General features: G+C 65.1%; 19 protein-coding genes. 5 read left to right on the forward strand and 14 right to left on the reverse strand.

The window, feature by feature from the left end; genetic code table 11:
• The 11 genes from HBJ55_RS08695 to HBJ55_RS08745 form a co-directional block, all read right to left on the reverse strand.
• Positions 1–178: pyruvate kinase (locus HBJ55_RS08695; protein ID WP_240936043.1), on the reverse strand; the 178-nt coding region annotated here is incomplete at its 3' end.
• Positions 175–1,479 (reverse strand): glycerate kinase type-2 family protein, encoded by a 1,305-nt coding sequence (locus HBJ55_RS08700; protein ID WP_167113114.1) that lies wholly within the window; start codon positions 1,477–1,479, stop codon positions 175–177. The genes HBJ55_RS08695 and HBJ55_RS08700, both read right to left, overlap by 4 nt.
• 225 nt (positions 1,480–1,704) lie before the next feature.
• Positions 1,705–2,589 (reverse strand): 2-hydroxy-3-oxopropionate reductase, encoded by an 885-nt coding sequence (locus HBJ55_RS08705; RefSeq protein WP_167113116.1) that lies wholly within the window; start codon positions 2,587–2,589, stop codon positions 1,705–1,707.
• A 171-nt stretch (positions 2,590–2,760) separates the two neighbouring features.
• The gene (hyi, locus tag HBJ55_RS08710; RefSeq protein ID WP_167113118.1) at positions 2,761–3,531 is read right to left on the reverse strand and encodes a hydroxypyruvate isomerase; all 771 of its coding nucleotides are present in this window, start codon (positions 3,529–3,531) and stop codon (positions 2,761–2,763) included.
• 77 nt (positions 3,532–3,608) lie between these two features.
• On the reverse strand, positions 3,609–5,384 hold the full coding sequence (gcl, locus tag HBJ55_RS08715; RefSeq protein WP_167113120.1) for a glyoxylate carboligase: 1,776 nt from the start codon (positions 5,382–5,384) through the stop codon (positions 3,609–3,611).
• 189 nt (positions 5,385–5,573) lie between these two features.
• The gene (locus tag HBJ55_RS08720; protein WP_167113122.1) at positions 5,574–6,329 is read right to left on the reverse strand and encodes a 2-keto-4-pentenoate hydratase; all 756 of its coding nucleotides are present in this window, start codon (positions 6,327–6,329) and stop codon (positions 5,574–5,576) included.
• Between the two features lie 3 nt (positions 6,330–6,332).
• Positions 6,333–7,763, reverse strand: a complete 1,431-nt coding sequence (gene hydA / locus HBJ55_RS08725; protein WP_167113125.1) for a dihydropyrimidinase — start codon at positions 7,761–7,763, stop codon at positions 6,333–6,335.
• A gap of 28 nt (positions 7,764–7,791) precedes the next feature.
• Positions 7,792–9,093 (reverse strand): TRAP transporter large permease, encoded by a 1,302-nt coding sequence (locus HBJ55_RS08730; protein WP_149327744.1) that lies wholly within the window; start codon positions 9,091–9,093, stop codon positions 7,792–7,794.
• Positions 9,090–9,701: a TRAP transporter small permease subunit gene (locus HBJ55_RS08735; protein ID WP_149327745.1), complete on the reverse strand. Its 612-nt coding sequence runs from the start codon at positions 9,699–9,701 to the stop codon at positions 9,090–9,092. The genes HBJ55_RS08730 and HBJ55_RS08735 overlap by 4 nt, the downstream gene beginning before the upstream one ends.
• 55 nt (positions 9,702–9,756) lie before the next feature.
• A complete protein-coding gene (locus HBJ55_RS08740; protein ID WP_167113127.1) occupies positions 9,757–10,812 on the reverse strand; it encodes a TRAP transporter substrate-binding protein in 1,056 nt (351 codons plus the stop codon).
• Positions 10,813–10,914: 102 nt separating this feature from the next.
• A complete protein-coding gene (locus HBJ55_RS08745) occupies positions 10,915–11,652 on the reverse strand; it encodes a maleate cis-trans isomerase family protein (protein WP_167113129.1) in 738 nt (245 codons plus the stop codon).
• Positions 11,653–11,918: 266 nt separating this feature from the next.
• Between HBJ55_RS08745 and HBJ55_RS08750 the strand changes: the two genes are divergently transcribed.
• The 5 genes from HBJ55_RS08750 (at position 11,919) to HBJ55_RS08770 (ending at position 16,305) form a co-directional block, all read left to right on the forward strand.
• Positions 11,919–12,917, forward strand: coding sequence for a TRAP transporter substrate-binding protein (locus HBJ55_RS08750; RefSeq protein ID WP_167113131.1), 999 nt, complete (start codon positions 11,919–11,921; stop codon positions 12,915–12,917).
• Entirely contained in the window at positions 12,914–13,468 is a 555-nt protein-coding gene (locus HBJ55_RS08755; RefSeq protein WP_167113133.1) for a TRAP transporter small permease, read from the forward strand. The genes HBJ55_RS08750 and HBJ55_RS08755 overlap by 4 nt, the downstream gene beginning before the upstream one ends.
• Entirely contained in the window at positions 13,465–14,745 is a 1,281-nt protein-coding gene (locus tag HBJ55_RS08760; protein WP_149327750.1) for a TRAP transporter large permease, read from the forward strand. Before HBJ55_RS08755 ends, HBJ55_RS08760 begins: the two co-directional genes overlap by 4 nt.
• A gap of 38 nt (positions 14,746–14,783) precedes the next feature.
• A complete protein-coding gene (locus HBJ55_RS08765) occupies positions 14,784–15,554 on the forward strand; it encodes an aspartate/glutamate racemase family protein (RefSeq protein ID WP_167113135.1) in 771 nt (256 codons plus the stop codon).
• A gap of 64 nt (positions 15,555–15,618) precedes the next feature.
• Positions 15,619–16,305 (forward strand): GntR family transcriptional regulator, encoded by a 687-nt coding sequence (locus tag HBJ55_RS08770; RefSeq protein ID WP_240936042.1) that lies wholly within the window; start codon positions 15,619–15,621, stop codon positions 16,303–16,305.
• 68 nt (positions 16,306–16,373) lie between these two features.
• On the opposite strand, the gene HBJ55_RS08775 is transcribed toward HBJ55_RS08770, so the two are convergent.
• From HBJ55_RS08775 to HBJ55_RS08785, 3 genes are all read right to left on the reverse strand, one after another.
• Positions 16,374–16,862: an ureidoglycolate lyase gene (locus HBJ55_RS08775; RefSeq protein WP_167113137.1), complete on the reverse strand. Its 489-nt coding sequence runs from the start codon at positions 16,860–16,862 to the stop codon at positions 16,374–16,376.
• 184 nt (positions 16,863–17,046) lie between these two features.
• Positions 17,047–17,880: a bifunctional allantoicase/(S)-ureidoglycine aminohydrolase gene (locus HBJ55_RS08780; RefSeq protein WP_167113139.1), complete on the reverse strand. Its 834-nt coding sequence runs from the start codon at positions 17,878–17,880 to the stop codon at positions 17,047–17,049.
• Positions 17,881–18,074: 194 nt separating this feature from the next.
• The gene (locus tag HBJ55_RS08785; protein ID WP_277345619.1) at positions 18,075–18,938 is read right to left on the reverse strand and encodes a MurR/RpiR family transcriptional regulator; all 864 of its coding nucleotides are present in this window, start codon (positions 18,936–18,938) and stop codon (positions 18,075–18,077) included.
• Positions 18,939–19,165: the final 227 nt, after the last annotated feature.

Consider the following 19,165-nt stretch of genomic DNA (forward strand, 5'->3'; position numbering starts at 1 on the left):
TCAGCCGGCGGCGGTGGTCGGCGGCGCTGCCGTGGGAGAAGTTGAGCCGCACCACGTCGACGCCGGTACGCAGCATTGCCTCCAGCACGCCCTCGCGGTCGCTGGCCGGGCCCAGGGTGGCGACGATCTTGGTGCGGCGGATGGGTTCGTGGATGGGAGCGTGGGGCGGTAGCGTCATGGTGTCCTCGGCAAGACCAGGATGGCACGGAAGTCGTTGACGTTGGTGCGGGTCGGCCCGGTCACGATGAGCCGATCCAACGCCTGGAAGAAAGTATACGCGTCGTTGCGTGACAGGTAATCGGCGGGGTCGAGGCCCTGCTCACGGGCACGGACCCAGTCGTCAGGAGAGAACAGCGCACCGGCATTGTCCTCGGAGCCATCGATGCCGTCGGTATCGATGGCCAGGGCGTGAATTCCCGCAGCCCCTTCCAGCGCTTCGAACAGCCCCAGCAAGTACTCCACGTTGCGCCCGCCGCGTCCATCTCCGCGCACGGTGACGCTGGTTTCGCCACCGGAGAGAATCAGCAGCGGCGTGGCGATCTCGTCGCGTGCCTCCAGCGCCATGCGTGCCTGGGCACGGCCCAGCTCGCAAGCCTCGCCCTCCAGGTCGTCGCCCAGCACGCGTACTATCACCCCGGCCTCTTCCACCGCGTTCCTGGCGGCTTCCAGAGCGTCGTGGGCTCGCGCCAGGGTCACGCTGTCGTCGCGCTCGAAAGCTTCGTCGTCGGGCGAGGGGGCCGAGGTGTCCCGCTCGAGATGCTGGCGTACGTGCGCCGGTACTTCGATGGCGTAACGCTCGAGCACCGCCAGCGCATCGGCCGGGGTCGAGCGGTCGGGCAGGGTCGGCCCCGAGGCGATCTGCGTGGCCACGTCGCCGGGAATGTCGGAAATCAGCCAGGTCACCACCTGGGCCGGATGCGCCGCCGCAGCCAGGCGGCCGCCCTTGATCGCCGAGAGGTGGCGGCGCACGGTGTTCATCTGGCCGATCGGCGCGCCGCAGCGCAGCAGCTCGCGATTGATCGCCTGCTTGTCGGCAAGTGTGATGCCCTCGGCCGGCAGCGTCATCAGCGCCGAGCCGCCGCCGGAAATCAGCGCGATCACGCGATCGTCCTCGCCGAGCGCCGTCACCGCCTCGAGCATGCGTCGGGCCGCCTTTTCGCCCAGGTCGTCGGGCATCGGGTGGGAGGCCTCGAGCACTTCGATCACGTCGCAATCGGCCCCATGCCCATAGCGGGTGACTACCAGGCCGGAGAGCGGCGCATCGGGACAGCGCTCCTGCCAGGCGCGCTCCAGCGCGGCGGCCATCGCAGCTGCAGCCTTGCCCGCCCCCACCACCACGGTGCGCCCTGGCGGCGGGTCGGGCAGCAAGTCGGCCACCAGCGTGTCGGGATGCACGGCGGCGATGGCAACATCGGCGAGGCGGCGCAACCAATCCGCCACGTCCAGCTCGGGATCGAAGGGAGGGAGTTGGGGAGTCATCTTGGGCACACCTCGCAGGGCGATAGGCTTCGACGGTAACAGCCGGGAAGGTGAGAAAAAAGCCCGACGGCGGGCGGGGTCCAGCCGGGGATCCCGACGCCGGGTAAAAGCCACACCGGGTGCGGCTTGATGGTGGGCGACGACCCGACGCCCACCAGGAGGGAAATATCGGCTCAGCGTCTGCGCGACTGGCAGGCCGAATGGTGCCTCCTCATCGAACGCGAATCAGCTGCCCACCTCGTGAGCGGCCAGCGCCTCCAGCGCGCGCAGGATGCCGGCGTGATCCCAGTCTTCGCCGCCATGGGCGACACAGGCCTGGAACAGCTGCTGGGCGTTGGCGGTGCCGGGCAGTGCCAGGTCGAGGCTGCGTGCGCCTTCCAGCGCCAGATTGAGATCCTTCTGGTGTAGCTTGATCTTGAAGCCCGGGTCGAAGGTACGCTTGATCATGCGCTCGCCGTGCACGTCGAGGATCTTCGACTGGGCCAGGCCGCCGAGCAGCGATTCGCGCACCTTGGCCACGTCGGCGCCCGCCCTCGAGGCGAACAACAGCCCTTCAGCCACCGCCTCGATGGTCAGGGCGACGACGATCTGGTTGGCCACCTTGCAGGTCTGGCCGGCGCCATGACCGCCGATGTGGGTGATGGTCTTGCCCATCACCTCGAGGATCGGCTTGGCACGCGAGAAGCCCTCTTCGGTGGCCCCCACCATGATGGTCAGCGCCGCGTTGATGGCGCCGCCCTCACCACCTGAAACCGGCGCATCGACGTATTCGCCGCCGGCCTCATGGATGCGCTTGGCGAAGCCCTGGGTGGCGATGGGCGCGATGGAGCTCATGTCGATGACCAGGGTGCCGGGCTTGAGCCCTTCGATGACGCCGCCCTCGCCGAACAGCACCTGCTCGACGTCGGGAGTGTCCGGCACCATGGTGATGACGACCTCGGCCTGCTCGGCCACGGCGCGGGGACTGTCGAGCTCGCGCATGCCCTTCTCGGCCAGGGTGGCGTCCAGGGTGCCGCGCTTGACGGTGACGAGTTCGTGGCCGGCATCCAGCAGATGCCCCGCCATGGGACGACCCATGATGCCAAGGCCAATGAAACCGATCTTGCTCATGATGGTTCTCCTTTCAGCTTGTCTTTGTGGTGATCGTAGGCAAACGTTCTGAAACGCGTCGTGAGCGAAGGCAGGTCGGCCGCCGCCGGCGCGCAGCAACCGGAGTTGACTGGGTGCTCAATGAGGATTGCGAGCACCGCCGGCGGCCGAGATGCCGAGCGCAACAGCGTTTCACCGATCCAGCCAGCCCAGACCTTCTTGGGTTGTCGTGGCCGGCTTGTACTCGCAGCCGATCCAGCCGTCGTAGCCCAGCCGGTCGAGGTGGGCGAACAGGAACGGGTAATTGATCTCGCCGGTTCCCGGCTCGTGGCGCCCCGGGTTGTCGGCCAGTTGAACGTGAGCGATACGGCCCAGGTGCTTCTCGATGGTCGGGGCGAGATCGCCCTCCATGATCTGCATATGGTAAATGTCGTACTGCAACTTGAGGTTGTCACTGCCGACCTCGTCGAAGATCGCCAGGGCCTGTTCCGTGCGGTTGAGGAAGAACCCCGGAATGTCGCGAGTGTTGATCGGCTCGGCCAGCAGCAGGATCCCGGCGGCCTCGAGCTTGTCGGCGGCGAAACGCAGGTTGTCGACCAGGGTGCGGCGCGCCTGCTCCAGGCTCACGCCTTGGGGCTGGATGCCGGCCAGGCAGTTGACCTGCTTGCAGCCGAGCACGGTGGCGTAGTCGATGGCCTTGACGACCCCGGCGCGGAACTCCTCGACGCGATCCGGATGACAGGCGATGCCTCGCTCACCGGCGCCCCAGTCGCCCGCCGGCAGGTTGTGCAGCACCTGGGTCAAGCCGTGCTCGTCGAGAAGCGCTTTGAGTTCGACAGCCGTGTAGTCATAAGGAAAGAGATACTCAACCCCCTTGAAGCCGGCCTCGGCGGCGGCCTTGAAGCGGTCGAGGAAATCCTCCTCGGTGAACAGCATGCTGAGGTTGGCGGCAAACTTGGGCATTTGGGTCTCCCTCTATATGTATTGTCGATATATGACGACGCCGCGCCATCGTCCCCACGATGATGCGGCGCAGTGTGTCAGGTGAGAGCCGCGATCGAGGTCGGGGCATCCGCGCTGTTCTCGGCCAGGGCCTCGAACTCGTTGATGCCGTCGAGGTCGGTACCCATGGCGATATTGGTCACCCGCTCGAGGATGATTTCCACCACCACCGGCACACGATGTTCGCGCATCAGGGCTTTCGCCTCCTCAAGCGCCGGTGCGATTTGGTCGGGCTGGGTCACGCGCAGCGCCTTGCAGCCGAGCCCCTCCACCACCGAGACGTGATCGACGCCGTAGTCGTTGATCTCGGGGCAGTTGACGTTCTCGAACGAGAGCTGCACGCAGTAGTCCATGTCGAAGCCGCGCTGGGCCTGGCGAATCAGCCCCAGGTAGGAGTTGTTCACCAGCACGTGGATGTAGGGCAGCTTGAACTGGGCGCCGGCAGCGAGCTCTTCGACCATGAACTGGAAGTCGTAGTCGCCCGAGAGCGCGACCACTTCGGCCTCCGGGTCGGCCTTGCACACGCCGAGCGCGGCGGGAATGGTCCAGCCCAACGGGCCCGCCTGGCCGCAGTTGATCCAGTGGCGCGGCTTGTAGACGTGCAGGAACTGGGCGCCGGCGATCTGCGACAGGCCGATGGTGCTGACGTAGCGGGTGTTCTTGCCGAAGACCTTGTTCATCTCCTCGTAGACCCGCTGCGGCTTGACCGGCACCTCGTCGAAGTGGGTCTTGCGCAGCAGGGTACGCTTGCGCTCCTGGCAGGACTCGGCCCAAGCGCTGCGATCCTTGAGCGTGCCCGCTGCCTTCCGCTCGCGAGCGATCTCGACGAACAGCTCGAGCGCCGCCTTGGCGTCGGAGACGATGCCGTAATCGGGGCCGAAGATGCGCCCGATCTGGGTCGGCTCGATGTCGACGTGGACGAACTTGCGCCCCTTGGTATAGGTCTCGAGGTTGCCGGTGTGGCGGTTGGCCCAGCGATTACCGATGCCCATCACGAAGTCGGATTCGAGCAGCGTGGCGTTGCCGTAGCGATGCGAGGTTTGCAGCCCCACCATGCCGGCCATCAGCGGATGGTCGTCGGCGATACTGCCCCAGCCCATCAGCGTGGGGATGACCGGCACACCGGTGAGTTCGGCGAACTCGACCAGCAGCTCGCTGGCATCGGCGTTAATGATGCCTCCGCCGGCAACCAGCAACGGGCGCTCGGCCTCGTCGAGCATGGCCATGGCCTTCTCGACCTGGGCCCGTGAGGCGCTGGGCTTGTAGGCCGGCAGCGGCTCGTAGGTGTCCGGGTCGAATTCGATCTCGCTCAACTGCACGTCGATCGGCAGGTCGATCAGCACCGGGCCGGGGCGCGAAGAGCGCATCAGCTGGAAAGCCTGCTGGAAAGCGCGCGGCACCTGGGCCGGCTCCAGCACGGTGACCGCCCACTTGGTCACCGGCCCGGCGATGGCCTGGATATCGACCGCCTGGAAATCCTCCTTGTGCAGCTTGGCGCGCGGCGCCTGGCCGGTGATGCACAGGATCGGGATGGAATCCGCGCTGGCCGAGTAGAGCCCGGTGATCATATCGGTGCCGGCGGGACCGGAGGTGCCGATGCAGACGCCGATATTGCCGGCCTTGGTACGGGTATAGCCCTCGGCCATGTGCGACGCCCCTTCGACATGGCGGGCCAGCACGTGATCGACACCGCCGACCTTGCGCAGGGCGGCATAGAACGGATTGATGGCGGCGCCGGGCACGCCGAAGGCGATATCGATGCCTTCCTTGCGAAGCACGTGAACGGCGGCCTCTGCTGCGGTCATTCGAGCCATGACGGTTCCTCCCGTGAGTGGCGACCAGATTATTTTTGGAAAATATTTCTGTATACCGAGATTAGAAGTCGGCACGCGTTGCGTCAATATTTTCTGAAAAATATTTTCATATAAATTCCCAAAGGCAAAAAAACCAAGCCGAATTAACAGCTTGGCCTAACGAAAACTCACTAGTCGGCTAAGGAAGATTCAGATCAGGTCCAGGACCACCTCGCCGATTCCCATGAAGCTCAGAGAGGCTCGCTGCCCCGGTAACATCGGGATCACACCCGCGAAGGTGCCGGTGGTAAAGACCTCACCGGCGGCGAAACCCTCGCCGCTGGCACGGATCCGTGCGTTGATCATGCTCGTCAGCAGCTCGGCCGGATCGCCTCCGGGATGGTCTCCCTCGCCTGCCAGTACTTCCTCGTCGTCGAGGCAGAGCCGGTAAGCGGCGTCACGCATCCGGCCAAGACCATTCGGCGACGTACCGCTGCCGAGCACGAAGGCACCGTGGCTCAGCCCGTCAGCGAGCTGCCACAGCGGCGGCACCACGGGCCAAGCATCGAAGCGACTGTCGACCAGTTCGATGGCGGCATGCAGGCTGGCGATGCAGGCGGCCACCTCCTCCAGGCCGTACGGCGCATCGCGGGCCGGGATCGGCTCGGCCAGCACCACGGCCAGCTCCGGTTCGAGATAGACCCGGTGAAACTCGTCATGGGAGAAGCAAGCCGGCGATGGCCGACACAGCTCGCTGAATAGCCGCGAGTAGCGTGGCGCCTCGCCGCGGACAATGCCTCCCAGCTTCCAGCCGCAAGGCGTACCCAGCGAGGCCGCCACCCTGGCCTGGATGGCATAGGCCTCACCCTCATCGGTGAGAGGCAAGTCATCGGGAACCGGGACCATGCGCCCCGGCGGATAGGCGCTCAGCAAGCGTTCGGTCGCGGCCTTTATCGTGTCGATCATGACCTAGAACCCTTTGGCCGAGCCGCGGGGCCTGGCGGGCTGCGGCTTGTCGCACTTGAGGAAGCGGCCGTGACCCGCGTCGACCATGGGTTCGCCGCCACGTGATACCACCCGACCTCGGCACAGGGTCAGCATCGGGCGGCCGGTGAGCTCCAGTCCCTCATAAGGGGTGTAGTCCACCGCGTGATGCAAGGCTTCATTGCGCACCGTCATCTTCGCTTCGCTGTCCCATAGGGTCAGGTCGGCGTCGCTGCCGATGGCGATGGTGCCCTTGCGCGGGTAGAGGCCGTAGATCTTGGCCGGATTGGTGGCGGTGAGCGCCACGAAGCGGGTGGCGTCGATGCGCTGCTTGACGACGCCTTCCGAGAACAGGATCGCAAGGCGCGTTTCCAGCCCCGGTATGCCGTTGGGAACATGGTGGAAGGCGGCGTCCTCCCCGTGCAGCTTCTTGCCCTGCGGATCATCGTAGCGAAACGGGGCGTGATCCGAGGAGAAGACCTGGAAGACGCCATTCTCCAGCGCCTGCCAGACCGCCTCCTGGGCCTTGGGATCTCGGGGCGGAGGGCTGCACACGCACTTGGCTCCCTCGAAGCCCTCCTGGTCCAGGTCCTCGGCGGTCAGCATCAGATACTGAGGGCACGTCTCGCCATAGACCCGAAGACCTCGCCCCTGAGCCCAGCGGATCTGTTCGATGGCCTCGGGACCGGAGACGTGCACGATCAGGATCGGCACGTCGATCAGTTCGGCCAGGGAAATGGCGCGGTGGGTCGCCTCCCGTTCGGCGATCGCCGAGTGGGCCTCGCTATGAAAGTACGGCGCCGTCTTGCCCTGCGACTCCAGCAGCTCGGTCAGGTAAGCGATGCAGTCGGCATTCTCGGCATGCACCATCACCATGCCGCCCTCACGGCGCGCCATGGCCAGCACCTCGAGCACCTCGCGATCGTTGAGCTTTAGGTCGTCGTAGGTCAGGTAGATCTTGAACGAGCTGTAGCCCTCCTGGATCAGGGCCGGCAGTTCCTCCTTGAGCACCGTCTCGGTAGGGTCGGTCACGATCATGTGGAAGGCGTAGTCCACCAGCGCCTTGCCTTCGCTGCGCCGGTGGTAATCCTCCACCGCAGCGCGCAGGCTCTGGCCCTTCTGCTGGGCAGCGAAGGGAATCACCGTGGTGGTGCCGCCGCAGGCCGCCGAGCGGGTGCCGGTCAGGAAGTCGTCGGCCATCACTGCGCCGTCGCCGAGGGGCTGGTCCAGGTGGCAATGGGCATCGATGCCGCCCGGCATCACCCATAGCCCCTGGGCATCGATGACCTCGTCGGCCCCCTCCAGGCCCTGCCCCAGGGCGACGATGCGCCCGTCCTTGATGCCGATATCGGCGTCGTAGCTGTCGGCCGCGGTGATGATGCGGCCGTTCTTGATCAGGGTATCGAAGCGTGTCATGTCACATACCTTGTGGTTGTCGCCGGGGTCAGCCCATGGCGTCGGGAAGCCAGAGCACCAGGCCGGGCCAGAGAATGATCAACAGCACGAACAGCAGCATGATGGCCAGGAACGGCAGGCTGCCGACCATCACGTCGGTGATGGAGCCGCGCCCGCGCACGCCTTGCACCACGTAGAGGTTCATGCCGATGGGCGGGGTGATCAGCGAGATTTCCATCATCACCACGAGGAAGATGCCGAACCACACCGGGTCGAAGCCGAACTGGACGACCATGGGCACCACGATCGGCACGGTGGCGATCATCATCGACAGGGTCTCGAGGAAACAGCCCAGCACCAGGTAGAAGACCACCAGCGCCAGGATCAGCCCGAAGGGCGTGAGACCCAGGTCGGCCACCCAGCGGGTCAGGGTGGTGGGTATGCCCAGGATGCCGACGACGTAGTTGAGGAAGAAGGCCGCCACGATGATCAGCATGATCATGGCCGTGGTGCGAGCCATGGAGAGAAAGCACTCGTGCAACATTCGAAAGGTCAGCTTGCGATTCCAGACCGCCAGGCCCAGTGCGGCGATCACCCCCAGAGCAGCCGCCTCGGTGGGAGTGGCCCAGCCGCTGTAGATGCTGCCGATGACGATCGCAAAGACGAATGCCGGCGGCAGCAGGTCCACCAGCGAAGCCAGGCGATCACGCAGCGACGCCCGCTCGGAGGCCTTGCCCACCACTCCTGGCCTCATCAAGGCGAAGGCCATGATGGTGAGCATGAAGGCGCCCGCCAGCGCCAGCCCCGGCAGGATCCCGGCGATGAACAGCTTGCCGATCGAGGTATTGGTGATCGCGCCGTAGATGATCATGTTGATGCTCGGCGGTATCAGGATGCCCAGCGTCGCCCCGGCGGCCAGGGTACCCAGCGCCAGCCGCTCGCTGTAGCCGCGCTCGGCGAAGGCCGGTAGCGCCACCGTGCCGATGGTGGCGGCCGTCGCCACCGAGGAGCCGGACATGGCGGCGAACACCGAAGAGGCGCCGATGTTGGTGTGCAACAGGCCACCGGGCAGGCGATCGAGCCATACCGACAAGGCGCTGTACATGCGCTCCGTGATGCCGCTGCGCAGGAGCAGCTCGCCAAGCAGGATGAACAGCGGAATGGCCGTCAGGATGAAGTCGTTGAGCGTTCCCCACAGCGTGTCGCCGAAGGAGAAGAGCAACGGGACACTCAGGTACATCAGGGTGCCCAGGGTGGCGACGGTGAAGATCGCCACGGCAACGTGGATGCCGGCCGCCATCATGCCCAGCATGGCGATAAAGCCGATCATGACCTCGAAGGCGCCGATCATGACGTGGCCCTCCCTGGCTCGGTGGTGATATCGCTGCCGTAATCCTTGCGCGCCTCGCTCAGTTCGTCGTCGGTAGAGCGCGGGCCGTACTCGCGATCCAGTGCGACCAGCCGGCCGGTGACCAGAAGCCCCAGGGCGTGAGCCGCCAGCAGCAGGGTCAGCACACAGAACACCCCGAGCCCCACTACCCACAGGCTCTGCGGAATCCACAGCGGCGTCTGCAGCGGCGTGCTGGCAAGACTGCCGAATTCCAGTGTCTCCTCGAGCGTCTCGATGGCGCGCCACAGCATGAAGGACGAGAAAGCCGCCAGCATTACCATCGCGACGACGTTGAGCGGCGCCTGCAGCAGCCGAGGCAGGCGGGTCAACAGCACATCGACGCGGGTATGCGCACGGTGCAACAGCGCGTAGGCGAAGCTGAACGAGACGCCGATGGCCAGCACGTAGCCGCCGATCTCATCGACACCCTGCAGGGAAAAGTGGAACAGCTTGCGGGCGATCACCTCGAAGGTGATCAGCAGCGACAATCCGAGCGCGGCATAGCCGGCGGCAATCGCGGCGCCATGGGCCAGCCCGCGGGCCAGCCGATAAGGATGCGGTGTAACCATCGCATTTCTCCATGTCGCCCCGGCCACCCCCAGGCGGCCGGGGCAAGGCAGTGGCTTACTGGGAAACGGACATGCCCGCGGCCTGCCCCACCGTCTCGTTCCAGACCTCGACGCAGCCGTCGTACTGAGCGCTGCAGCTCTCGGCCCATACGGGCAGGACGGCTTCCTGGGTGATCGACTCCACCAGCGCGCGCGAATCGGAATCGATATCCACTAGCGCCATGTCATAGGCCTCGTGCCGTGAACACTCCGCCTGGCCGGTGTTGCAGGCGATGGCATCGTCATTGACCTCGTAGGCCAGCTCCCACATCTGCTCCTCCAGCCGCGCGAAGGCCTCCGTCAAGGCCTGTTGCTGCGCTTCGTCGAAGCGGTTCCAGGTGTCCAGGTTCATGAAATGGCCCTGCACCGAGTAGGAGAGCGGCAGCGGCACGAAGGTATCGGTCACCTCGGGCCACTTGCCGTTGTTGCCGGCGGAAGGCGCCGTGACCCCGCAGTCGGCCACGCCGCGTTGCAGCGCCAGGTAGACCTCGCTGAACTGCAGCGTGACTGGAGTGGCGCCGAGCCCTTCCACCAGCCGCGACATGGACGGAGTGAAGACGCGCACCTTCTTACCCGAGAGATCGCCGACGTCGTCGATGTCGCCGTTGCAGAACATCATCTGCGGCCCGAAGGGCCACAGCGTCATCAGCTTGGCGTTGAAACGGGATTGCAACCGGGCATCGAAAGCCTCGCGCACCGCGTCGACGGCCTCGCGCTGGGCGTCCAGGTCCGGCGAGACGCCGGCCAGATCGATGCCCTCGAAGAAGGGCTCGTCGCGGGACGCCATGCCGATCTGCACCGACATCACGTCGAAGGCCCCTGAGCGGAGGTTACGCAGCGCATCCGCCGCCTCCACGCCGATGGCATCCATGGTGTTGTAGACCACCGTCATGTCGTCGCGCCCGCCGAGTTCCTCGAAGAAGGGACGCTCCACTTCGTCCACGTGCAGCTTGTTGCCGGAAAAATTGCCGACCACGCGCAGGGTCGTTTCGGCCTGGGCCAGACCGCCGGCCAGAACGCTGGCCAGGGAAACCCCCAGCACCAGGGTCTTGATGGTTGCCTTGCGGGGCATGGTGTCACCTCGTGATTGCTGTTGTTGGTGGGTGTTGCCGATGCGTTGCATTGCGATGCGGTCGTCCCTGTCCATGCGCGCCGAGGCGCGAATCCTGAGTCCTCACACGCCTAGGCGCGGATCCTGGAACAGCTGGCCCCAGCAGGAGATTCGCGCGGGATCCACCCCGGCCAGCGCCAACGACTTCCACACCGTCACGCTCACCGAGTCGTAGATGGGAATGCCGATCTCCTGCTCCAGCGCCGGGACGATTCCCGCCCCGCGCAGGTTGGTGCAAAGAATGGCGATGGCCTCGGGCTCGGCCCTGGCCACTTCACGCACGAGCCCGGCCAGCGTCGTCTCGTCGTATTCGGAGAAGGAAAAGTTGCCGCGGTCATTCAGATGACGCTCGGCGATCACCTCGACACCCTCGGCGGCATAGTTGGCGACGATCGCCGACTGGATGTCGTCCAGGTAGGGCGTCACCAGGCCCAGCCGCGTCACGCCGGTACGCGCCAAGGCCTCGTTGAGGGCCAGTACGCTGGTGGTGGCCGGTACCCCGGTGGCTTCGGTGATGGCAGCACACAGCCTGCGGTCGGACTCGAACCCCAGCCAGCTGGCCGAGGTGCCGCTCCAGGCGATGACATCCATGTGCGCATCGTTGAGCAGCCCTGCCGCCTCCAGCAGTGCCGAGGGGTCGAACTGGGACAGGGCTTCGTCGCGCATGGAAATCTCGCGGACGGTAAAGCGTTGGAAGTGAGCCGTGACGTCGGGGAAAAGGTCGCGCAGGAGGGCGGCGGTGAAGGGCTCCAGCACGGTATTGGAAGACGGCGTCAGCATGCCGAGCAGCGTGCGTTCCATGGTGAACTCCGGGTTGTTTTTGGTATTCGGTATACTGTATCCAGGCACGACCATAGCCTTGCACAGCCGCCAAGGATTGCAAGTCAGAAAACCGAAGAACTGTCGAAAAACAGGTAATTTCAATAACTAACTTTCTGATTTTATTTGTAAATAAAAAATCTGGTATCCGGTATTTTGTATTCTGTTAGATTTTGACCTAAGGTTCATAAGAGTCGCCCCGGATCGACGGGCGACGTCCACCCAAACGTGAAGAGAGAGAAGCTCGGATGACAACAACAACCCGCCTTGCCCGTCGCTCCGCTACGGTCTTGCTGGCGCTGGGCCTTGGAGCCCCGCTACTGGCCAGCGCCGAAACCCTGCGATTCAGCGGTAACTTCACCGACGATCACTCCAGCAGCCGCGCCATGGAGGTCTTTCGTGACGCCCTCGCCGAACGCACCGACGGCGATCTGAACGCCCAGCTGTTTCCCAACATGCAATTGGGCGGTGCCAGCGAGAACGTCGATCAGGTCAGTACAGGATCCATTGCCGGCACCTGGATCGGCATCTCCTACCTCTCGCGCACCGTGCCCGAGCTGGAAGCGCTGAGTCTGCCGTTTGCCTTCGACAGCCGTGAAGAAGCCTTCGCGCTGATCGACGGCGAGGTGGGGGAAATGCTCGACGAGAAGCTGGCTGAAAAGGGCTTTACCGCGCTGGGCTACATGGAGCTGGGTTTCCGCCATGTCACCAATAGTGAGCGCCCGCTCGAAACCATCGAGGACTTCGAGGGGCTCAAGATCCGCCTGCAGCCCAACGAGACCCACCTGGACACCTTCCGTGCCATCGGCGCGAGCCCGGTGTCGATGGATATCAACGAAGTCTATGGGGCGCTGCAACAGGGCGTACTGGATGGGCAGGAGAATCCCTACAGCATCATCAGCACCAAGCGCATGGACGAGGTGCAGCAGTATCTCTCCGACAGCGGGCACTTCTACGACTTCATCGTGGTCGTGACCAACCGCGATACGTTCATGAGCCTGAGCGAGGAGCACCGGCAGGCGGTACGCGCGGCGATGGAAGAGGCGGTCGCCTGGCAGCGCCAGACCGCCGCCGAAGAGGACGATGCGGCGCGTCAGACGCTGATCGAACGCGGCATGGAGTTCACCCCCATCAGCGACGAGACCCGCGCCGCCCTGCGTGAGGCCAGCCATGACGTCATCGGCGACCTGCGCGAGAAGATCGGCGCCGAGATCGTCGACCAGGTCCTCGCGGAGCTCGACGCATGACACCCGCCTGGCAACGGCTGGAGGCGAGTGCCTCCAGCCCGGTCAAGCGCCACTTCCTGCAGGGGCTGGCGCTTCTCGACCGGACGTCCTACTACGCCATCCTGGTCGCCATGGGCATGATGACGCTGCTGGTCTCGGCCCAGGTATTCAGCCGCTACGTGCTGTCGAGCTCCATCGACTCCGCCGATGAACTCTCCCGGCTGTGCTTCGTGTGGGCGATCTTCCTGGCCATTCCCCACGGCATCAAGGTCGGCATTCACGTGGGCATCGATGCCCTGATGTCCCACTTCCCCGATTCGCTGCAACGGCTACTCGCACGGCTGATGGCCTGGCTGGGCGCCGCCCTGATGGCCGCGCTGTTCTGGATCAGCCTCGCCGCCGCGATCAGCAAATGGCAGGAGCTGATGCCGACGCTACCGATCACCGCCGCCGTCTTCTACCTCGCCGTGGTGGTCTGCGCCGGCCACAGCTGCCTGCATCTAGTTGCCCAGGCCCTGGGGCTGGAGCCACTTCCCAGCGCGCCCGAACGATATGAAGGAGCGTCCTCATGACCCCGGCCATCGTCTTCTCCTTCCTGGGGCTCGCCCTGCTGCGCATGCCGCTGGCCTTCGCCCTGGGTGTCGCCTCATTGTTGGGTCTGTATGTGGGAGGCCTGGATTTCACGGTCCTGCCCCAACGCATGATGCACTCGGTCAATAGCTTCCCCCTCATGGCCATTCCGCTGTTCATGCTGGCGGGCGAACTGATGGTGGCTGCCGGCATCCTGCAGCGACTGGTGGATTTCGCCAATTCTCTGGTCGGCCGCGTGCACGGCGGCCTGGCTCATGTGGCCATCGTCGCCGGCATGGTGCTGGCCGCCGTGAGCGGCGCCGCCGTTGCCAGCGCCAGCGCCCTCGGCAGCTCCCTGGTGCCGTCCATGCGCCAGCAGTACGGTACCGGCTACAGCAGCGCCGTCGTCGCTTCGGCAGCCAACCTCGGCGCCATCATCCCGCCCAGCAATGCCATGATCGTCTATGCCCTGATGGCCGGTTCCTCGGTCTCGGTAGGCGGTCTGTTCATGGCCGGCGTAATCCCGGGGATCATCCTTGCGCTCGGTTTCATGGGGCTGGCCAGCTTCATCTCCCTGCGCCGCCGCTACCCGCTGGCCGGCGGAGCCATCGGGCTCAAGCACGTGCTGGTGCAGACCTGGCGTGCCCTACCCATCCTGTTGATGCCGATCGTGGTCGTCGGCGGCATCGTGGCGGGTGCCTTCACCCCCACCGAAGGAGCCGCCATCGCCGTGGTCTACGCCCTGGTCATCGGCTTCTTCGTGACTCGCCAGCTGCGCCTCGCCGACCTTCCCCGGGCGATGTTCAACGCCGCCGTCACCGCCGCCATGGTGGGCGCCCTGATCGCCTTCGCCTCCACCATGACCTTCGCCTTCACTCTCGACCTGATTCCCATGCAGTTGACCGATTGGCTGCAAAATTTCACCCAGGATCCGCTGGTGTTCCTGCTGCTGGTGATGGCGCTGCTGATCGGCGTGGGAATGTTCATCGAGTCCAACGCCGCCTACATCATGCTGGTGCCGCTGCTGGCACCGATCGCCCTGGCTTACGGCATCGACCCGCTGCTGTTCGGCTTCCTGTTCGTGATGAACCTGGTGGTGGGCATGATGACGCCGCCGGTGGGCGTGCTGCTGTTCGTGATGTGCGGCATTTCCAAGATCAGCCTCAACGAACTGATGAAGAGTGCATGGCCTTTCATCGTCTTTCAGTACGCGGTGCTGATCGCCTGCATCGCCTTCCCGGGCCTCGTCACCTGGCTGCCCCGCGTCCTGGGCTACTAGCCATCGCACCATAACCATAACGATTGAAGGAACACGCCATGAAACTCCTGGTCATCAACCCCAATATTTCAGGCGACGTGACCCGCCTGATCGAGTCCGAGGCGCGCCGCAGCATTCGACCGGGGACCGAGCTGACCATGGCCACCGCTCCGTTCGGAGTGGCCTACATCGAAACGCGCGCCGAGGCGCAGATCGGCGGCTATGCCGCCATGCAAGTGGCGGCCGAGCACTATGCAGAGCATGATGCAGTCGTGGTGGCGGCCTTCGGCGATCCCGGCCTGGCAGCGTTGCGTGAGATACTGCCGATCCCGGTGGTGGGCATGACCGAGTCGGCGCTGGTCAGCGCCTGCCAGCGAGGCAACCGTTTCTCCGTCATTGCCATCTCTCAACGCATCCAGGCCTGGTACCGGGAAACCATCGCCGCCTACGGCTTCAGCGAGCGGTTGGCCAGCATTCGTGCCCTCGATGAGCCCTTGGCGCATATCGGCCGCGTGCAGGAGGATCAGGGCCAACGCTTGATCGCCCTGGCGGAACGGGCGGTGCAGGACGATGGGGCCGACGTGCTGATTCTTGCCGGTGCCCCCTTGGCTGGCCTGGCCCGCAGCGTCGCCGCCCGCTTGCCGGTGCCGGCCCTGGACGGCGTCACCTGCGCCCTGCGACAGGCCCAGGCGATGGTCGATCTTGGCGCCTCCGCCCCCACCGCCGGCAGCTTCGCACCGCCTCCCGAGAAACCCTGCCAGGGACTTCCCGAGGCGCTTGCCAGGCTCGTGGGACGGCGCACGGCCGAGCCCGTGTCAACGGTCGGCTGATTGTGTCGCGATCGATAATTCGGAGACAATCGGCTCGTCTCCTCAGCAGAGAGGAATGGATGACATGACAATGGAAGGTGCCGCCTTGCTCGGGCGACGACGCATCACGACTCCCTCGCTGGCAGAGGAAGCCTATGAGGCGCTGCACGACTTGATCGTCCACGGCCGCCTCGCACCTGGCCAGCGGCTGATCGAGCCGGAGCTGTGCGAGCAGCTCGGCATTTCCCGCACGCCGCTGCGCGAGGCCCTGAAGATGCTGGCCGCCGACGGCCTGGTGACACTGCGGCGCAACCGCAATGCCCAGGTCTCGCTGATCGAGCCGCAGGAGCTGGAGCATCTCTTCGAGGTGGAGGCCGGGCTCGAGAGCCTGGCCGCCAGCCTGGCTGCCCGCCGCATAACCAACACCGAACTCAAGCGACTGGAGAGTCTTCAGGAACGCCTGGAGCGGCTGCTGGAGAAGGGCGACCGGAACGCTTACTTCGAACTCAACCAGCGGATTCACGGATTGATCGTGGCCGGGGCCAAGAACCCTGTCCTCGAGGAGACTCATCGTAGCCTGCTGGGGCGGCTGGAACGGGCACGCTACCTGGCGCTGGATCATATCGGCCGCTGGGAGGAGTCCACGCGTGAGCACCGCGACATCCTGGAGGCCCTCAAGGCCCGGGACAGCGATCTCGCCCGACGCCTGCTGGCGGACCACGTCCAGCATACCGGCGATGCCATCGCCGCCATCAACCGGCCCCGCCATTGACCTTCCCGGCGAGCCTCCGGCCGGAAGGCTCGCCGAGTTCCCATGGGCGTATCGTCAGCCCAGGCCCCTTATGCCAGAACGACCCGTAGCGCCAGCGGGTACTCGTCGCAGTTGTTGCCCTCGCCGCCACGATCGACGACCAGGAACTCCCCTTCACGCTCCAGCACCGACTGGATGGCGTGCCAAGTGCCGGCGCGGTAGTTCACACCTTGGCGGCCGTCGGTGACGAAGGCACGCACCTCGGCCGGGTCGATGCTATCTCCCGGCGGCGCCACGACGATCACGAAGCGCTCCTCGTGCAGCGGCATGAAGGCCTGGCTGCCCTGGGGATGACGCTCGAGGAAATCGAGCTCCAGCGGCAGTGTAATCGGCTGGCTGACGAAGATGCTGATCAGCGCCCTCGCCTGCTCGCCCAGGGTCTCGACCCTGGCCAGGTCGTGGTAGCGCCGGGTGCGTCCGGCGTTGATGTGAAAGTAATCCGCCGTACGCGTGTCGATGACGTCGCCGAACGGCGCGAAGGCCTCAGGCGTCAACGGCTCGGCTTTGAGTTCAAGCATATAGACTCCATTTCCCAGGCCTTTATTAAAGCCCATCCGAGCGAGAGGCGCCGGGGACAGGGTGGAGAGGGGGTCCGACGCCAGGGATGGCGTAGGTAGCGCCCAGGGGGTCACAGCGCCCCCTCGAAACCCTGTCGCCGGATCAGCCTCGAGCGGCGTCGCTACAGCAACGGGTCAGCCCCTTTCAACGAGCACCCAAACGAAGCGCCGCGTGGCGGTTTACGTCTTTATAGAGCAAATAGCGGAACGGCCCCGGGCCGCCGGCGTAGCAAGCCTGCGGGCAGAAGGCGCGCAGCCACATGAAATCGCCCGCCTCGACCTCGACCCAATCCTGATTGAGGTGATAGACCGCCTTGCCCTCGAGCACGTAGAGACCGTGCTCCATGACGTGGGTCTCGTCGAAGGGGATCACCGCCCCCGGCTGGAAGGTGACGATGTTGACGTGCATGTCGTGGCGCACGTCGGCCGGGTCGACGAAGCGCGTGGTGGCCCAGCGCCCCTCGGTGCCGGGCATCGGGTTGGGCTCGAGATCATTCTCGTTGACCACGAACGCCGGCGGCACCTCAATGCCCTCGACGTATTCATAGGCCTTGCGCACCCAATGGAAGCGCACCGGCGCATTGGATTCGTTACGCAGCTGCCAGTGACAACCCGGAGGCAGGAAGGCATAGCCGCCTGGCGTCATCTCGTGGCGCTCGCCGGCGATGGTCAGTGTCATCTCGCCTTCCACCACGAACAGCACGCCTTCGGCAGCGGGGTCGAGCTCGGGGCGCTCGCTGCCGCCGCCGGGGCTCACTTCCATGATGTACTGCGAGAAGGTCTCGGCGAAACCGGAGAGCGGGCGCGCCAGCACCCACAGCCGGGTCTCCTCCCAGAACGGCAGGTTGCTGGTGACGATGTCACGCATCACTCCCTTGGGAATGAAGGCGTAGGCCTCGGTGAACACCGCCCGGTCGGAGAGCAGTTGGGTCTGGGGCGGGTGCCCGCCGTGGGGAGCATAGTAGTTTCTTGTCGTCATGATTCCTTCCTTCATATACACGTCTGGCCTTACGACAGGCCAATAAACCGTAATGATCCTGCTTGTGAAACTAACGTCTCAGGAGTACGGTGTCTAGAAACTTTCGTTTCATACATGAGCGGAAAACGAGTCCTGCCATGATTCCTGAACGCCTACTGCGAGTAGCGATGTGGCCCGGAACGACACTCGCCCGATCAGGGCGACAGCTCGTCGAGCCGCTGATAGAGATCGCTCACTGCATCGATACGGGCGCGCCCCTGGGCGAGCCGGTGATGCAGGACCCCGTTGGCCAGCAGGCTGATCAGGCTCATGGCACTGGCATAGCTGTCGAAGGCAGAGACGCTGTCGATCGGACACTCCATCCACCAGTCCACCTGCTCGGCGTAGCCAGCGGCCGTGGCGTCGGCGATCAGCAGGACACGGCACGGCATCACCGTCAGTTCCTGCACCAGGGCATCGAACCCGCTCGGGCGACGGCGAAAGCCGAACAGCACGACCAGGTCGTCTTCGCCCAGCTCCACCAGTTCCTCGGCCAGCGACTGGTTGGGCTCGGGAGCGAGACTGACCCCACTGCGCGCCTGAATCAGCTGCTGTCGCAAGTGAATGGCCAGCGGATAGCCATTGCGGAAGCCGACGATGACCACTCGGCGCGCACTGTCCAGCCTCGCCACGACGGCTTCAAAGGTTCGCGGCTCGATGCCCTCCAGGGCGCTGCGCAGGTTCTGCCGCTCGCGCTCGTGGTGGCGCTTGAAACGCTCGCCGTTGCCCGCCACGGCCTCAGGGTCGGTGACCAACGGCACGCCCTGGCTGCGCAGCTCGCGTGCGTGGCGCTTCACGGCCTGGAAACTCTCGAACCCGAGACGCTTGAACAGGCGGCTGACCGTGGACTTGGAAACGCCCGTCAAGCGAGCGAGGTCGGCCGCACTGTAGACCGCAAGATCGTCGAAGTGGTCGAGAATGAAGGCCGCCACCCGCTGTTCCTGGGCGGTCAGGTCGGCATACTGCGCCGAGATCCGCTGGCCGATATGCGGCCTCATGCCGCCCTGTTGCGTGCGCAAGAAAACGTCTCCTACTGTTCCGGGCGCCGAGGGAGCATCGCCCCGTCAAGCGCCCTTCGTCTCACTAGGCCAGCCGTCGACCTCCCTTGCCGAAATCCTCCTCGGCGAATGGCCACCCCAGGCAATTTCCCCCCGGCCTCGATCCACACTGCGGCGCCAACCGCGGCCGGGGCGCTGTGGCGCCGCTCCACTATAGCGATATCGCCAACAACAACGCGAGGCACCTC

The organism is Billgrantia bachuensis (assembly GCF_011742165.1).
In the GTDB taxonomy this organism is placed as follows: Bacteria; Pseudomonadota; Gammaproteobacteria; order Pseudomonadales; family Halomonadaceae; genus Halomonas; species Halomonas bachuensis.

Coding starts and splice junctions, on each gene's coding strand:
- HBJ55_RS08700 (WP_167113114.1), bottom strand. CDS start 1,479: ATGACTCCCCAACTCCCTCCCTTCGATCCCGAGCTGGACGTGGCGGAT.
- HBJ55_RS08705 (WP_167113116.1), bottom strand. CDS start 2,589: ATGAGCAAGATCGGTTTCATTGGCCTTGGCATCATGGGTCGTCCCATG.
- hyi (WP_167113118.1), bottom strand. CDS start 3,531: ATGCCCAAGTTTGCCGCCAACCTCAGCATGCTGTTCACCGAGGAGGAT.
- gcl (WP_167113120.1), bottom strand. CDS start 5,384: ATGGCTCGAATGACCGCAGCAGAGGCCGCCGTTCACGTGCTTCGCAAG.
- HBJ55_RS08720 (WP_167113122.1), bottom strand. CDS start 6,329: ATGATCGACACGATAAAGGCCGCGACCGAACGCTTGCTGAGCGCCTAT.
- hydA (WP_167113125.1), bottom strand. CDS start 7,763: ATGACACGCTTCGATACCCTGATCAAGAACGGCCGCATCATCACCGCG.
- HBJ55_RS08730 (WP_149327744.1), bottom strand. CDS start 9,093: ATGATCGGCGCCTTCGAGGTCATGATCGGCTTTATCGCCATGCTGGGC.
- HBJ55_RS08735 (WP_149327745.1), bottom strand. CDS start 9,701: ATGGTTACACCGCATCCTTATCGGCTGGCCCGCGGGCTGGCCCATGGC.
- HBJ55_RS08740 (WP_167113127.1), bottom strand. CDS start 10,812: ATGCCCCGCAAGGCAACCATCAAGACCCTGGTGCTGGGGGTTTCCCTG.
- HBJ55_RS08745 (WP_167113129.1), bottom strand. CDS start 11,652: ATGGAACGCACGCTGCTCGGCATGCTGACGCCGTCTTCCAATACCGTG.
- HBJ55_RS08750 (WP_167113131.1), top strand. CDS start 11,919: ATGACAACAACAACCCGCCTTGCCCGTCGCTCCGCTACGGTCTTGCTG.
- HBJ55_RS08755 (WP_167113133.1), top strand. CDS start 12,914: ATGACACCCGCCTGGCAACGGCTGGAGGCGAGTGCCTCCAGCCCGGTC.
- HBJ55_RS08760 (WP_149327750.1), top strand. CDS start 13,465: ATGACCCCGGCCATCGTCTTCTCCTTCCTGGGGCTCGCCCTGCTGCGC.
- HBJ55_RS08765 (WP_167113135.1), top strand. CDS start 14,784: ATGAAACTCCTGGTCATCAACCCCAATATTTCAGGCGACGTGACCCGC.
- HBJ55_RS08770 (WP_240936042.1), top strand. CDS start 15,619: ATGACAATGGAAGGTGCCGCCTTGCTCGGGCGACGACGCATCACGACT.
- HBJ55_RS08775 (WP_167113137.1), bottom strand. CDS start 16,862: ATGCTTGAACTCAAAGCCGAGCCGTTGACGCCTGAGGCCTTCGCGCCG.
- HBJ55_RS08780 (WP_167113139.1), bottom strand. CDS start 17,880: ATGACGACAAGAAACTACTATGCTCCCCACGGCGGGCACCCGCCCCAG.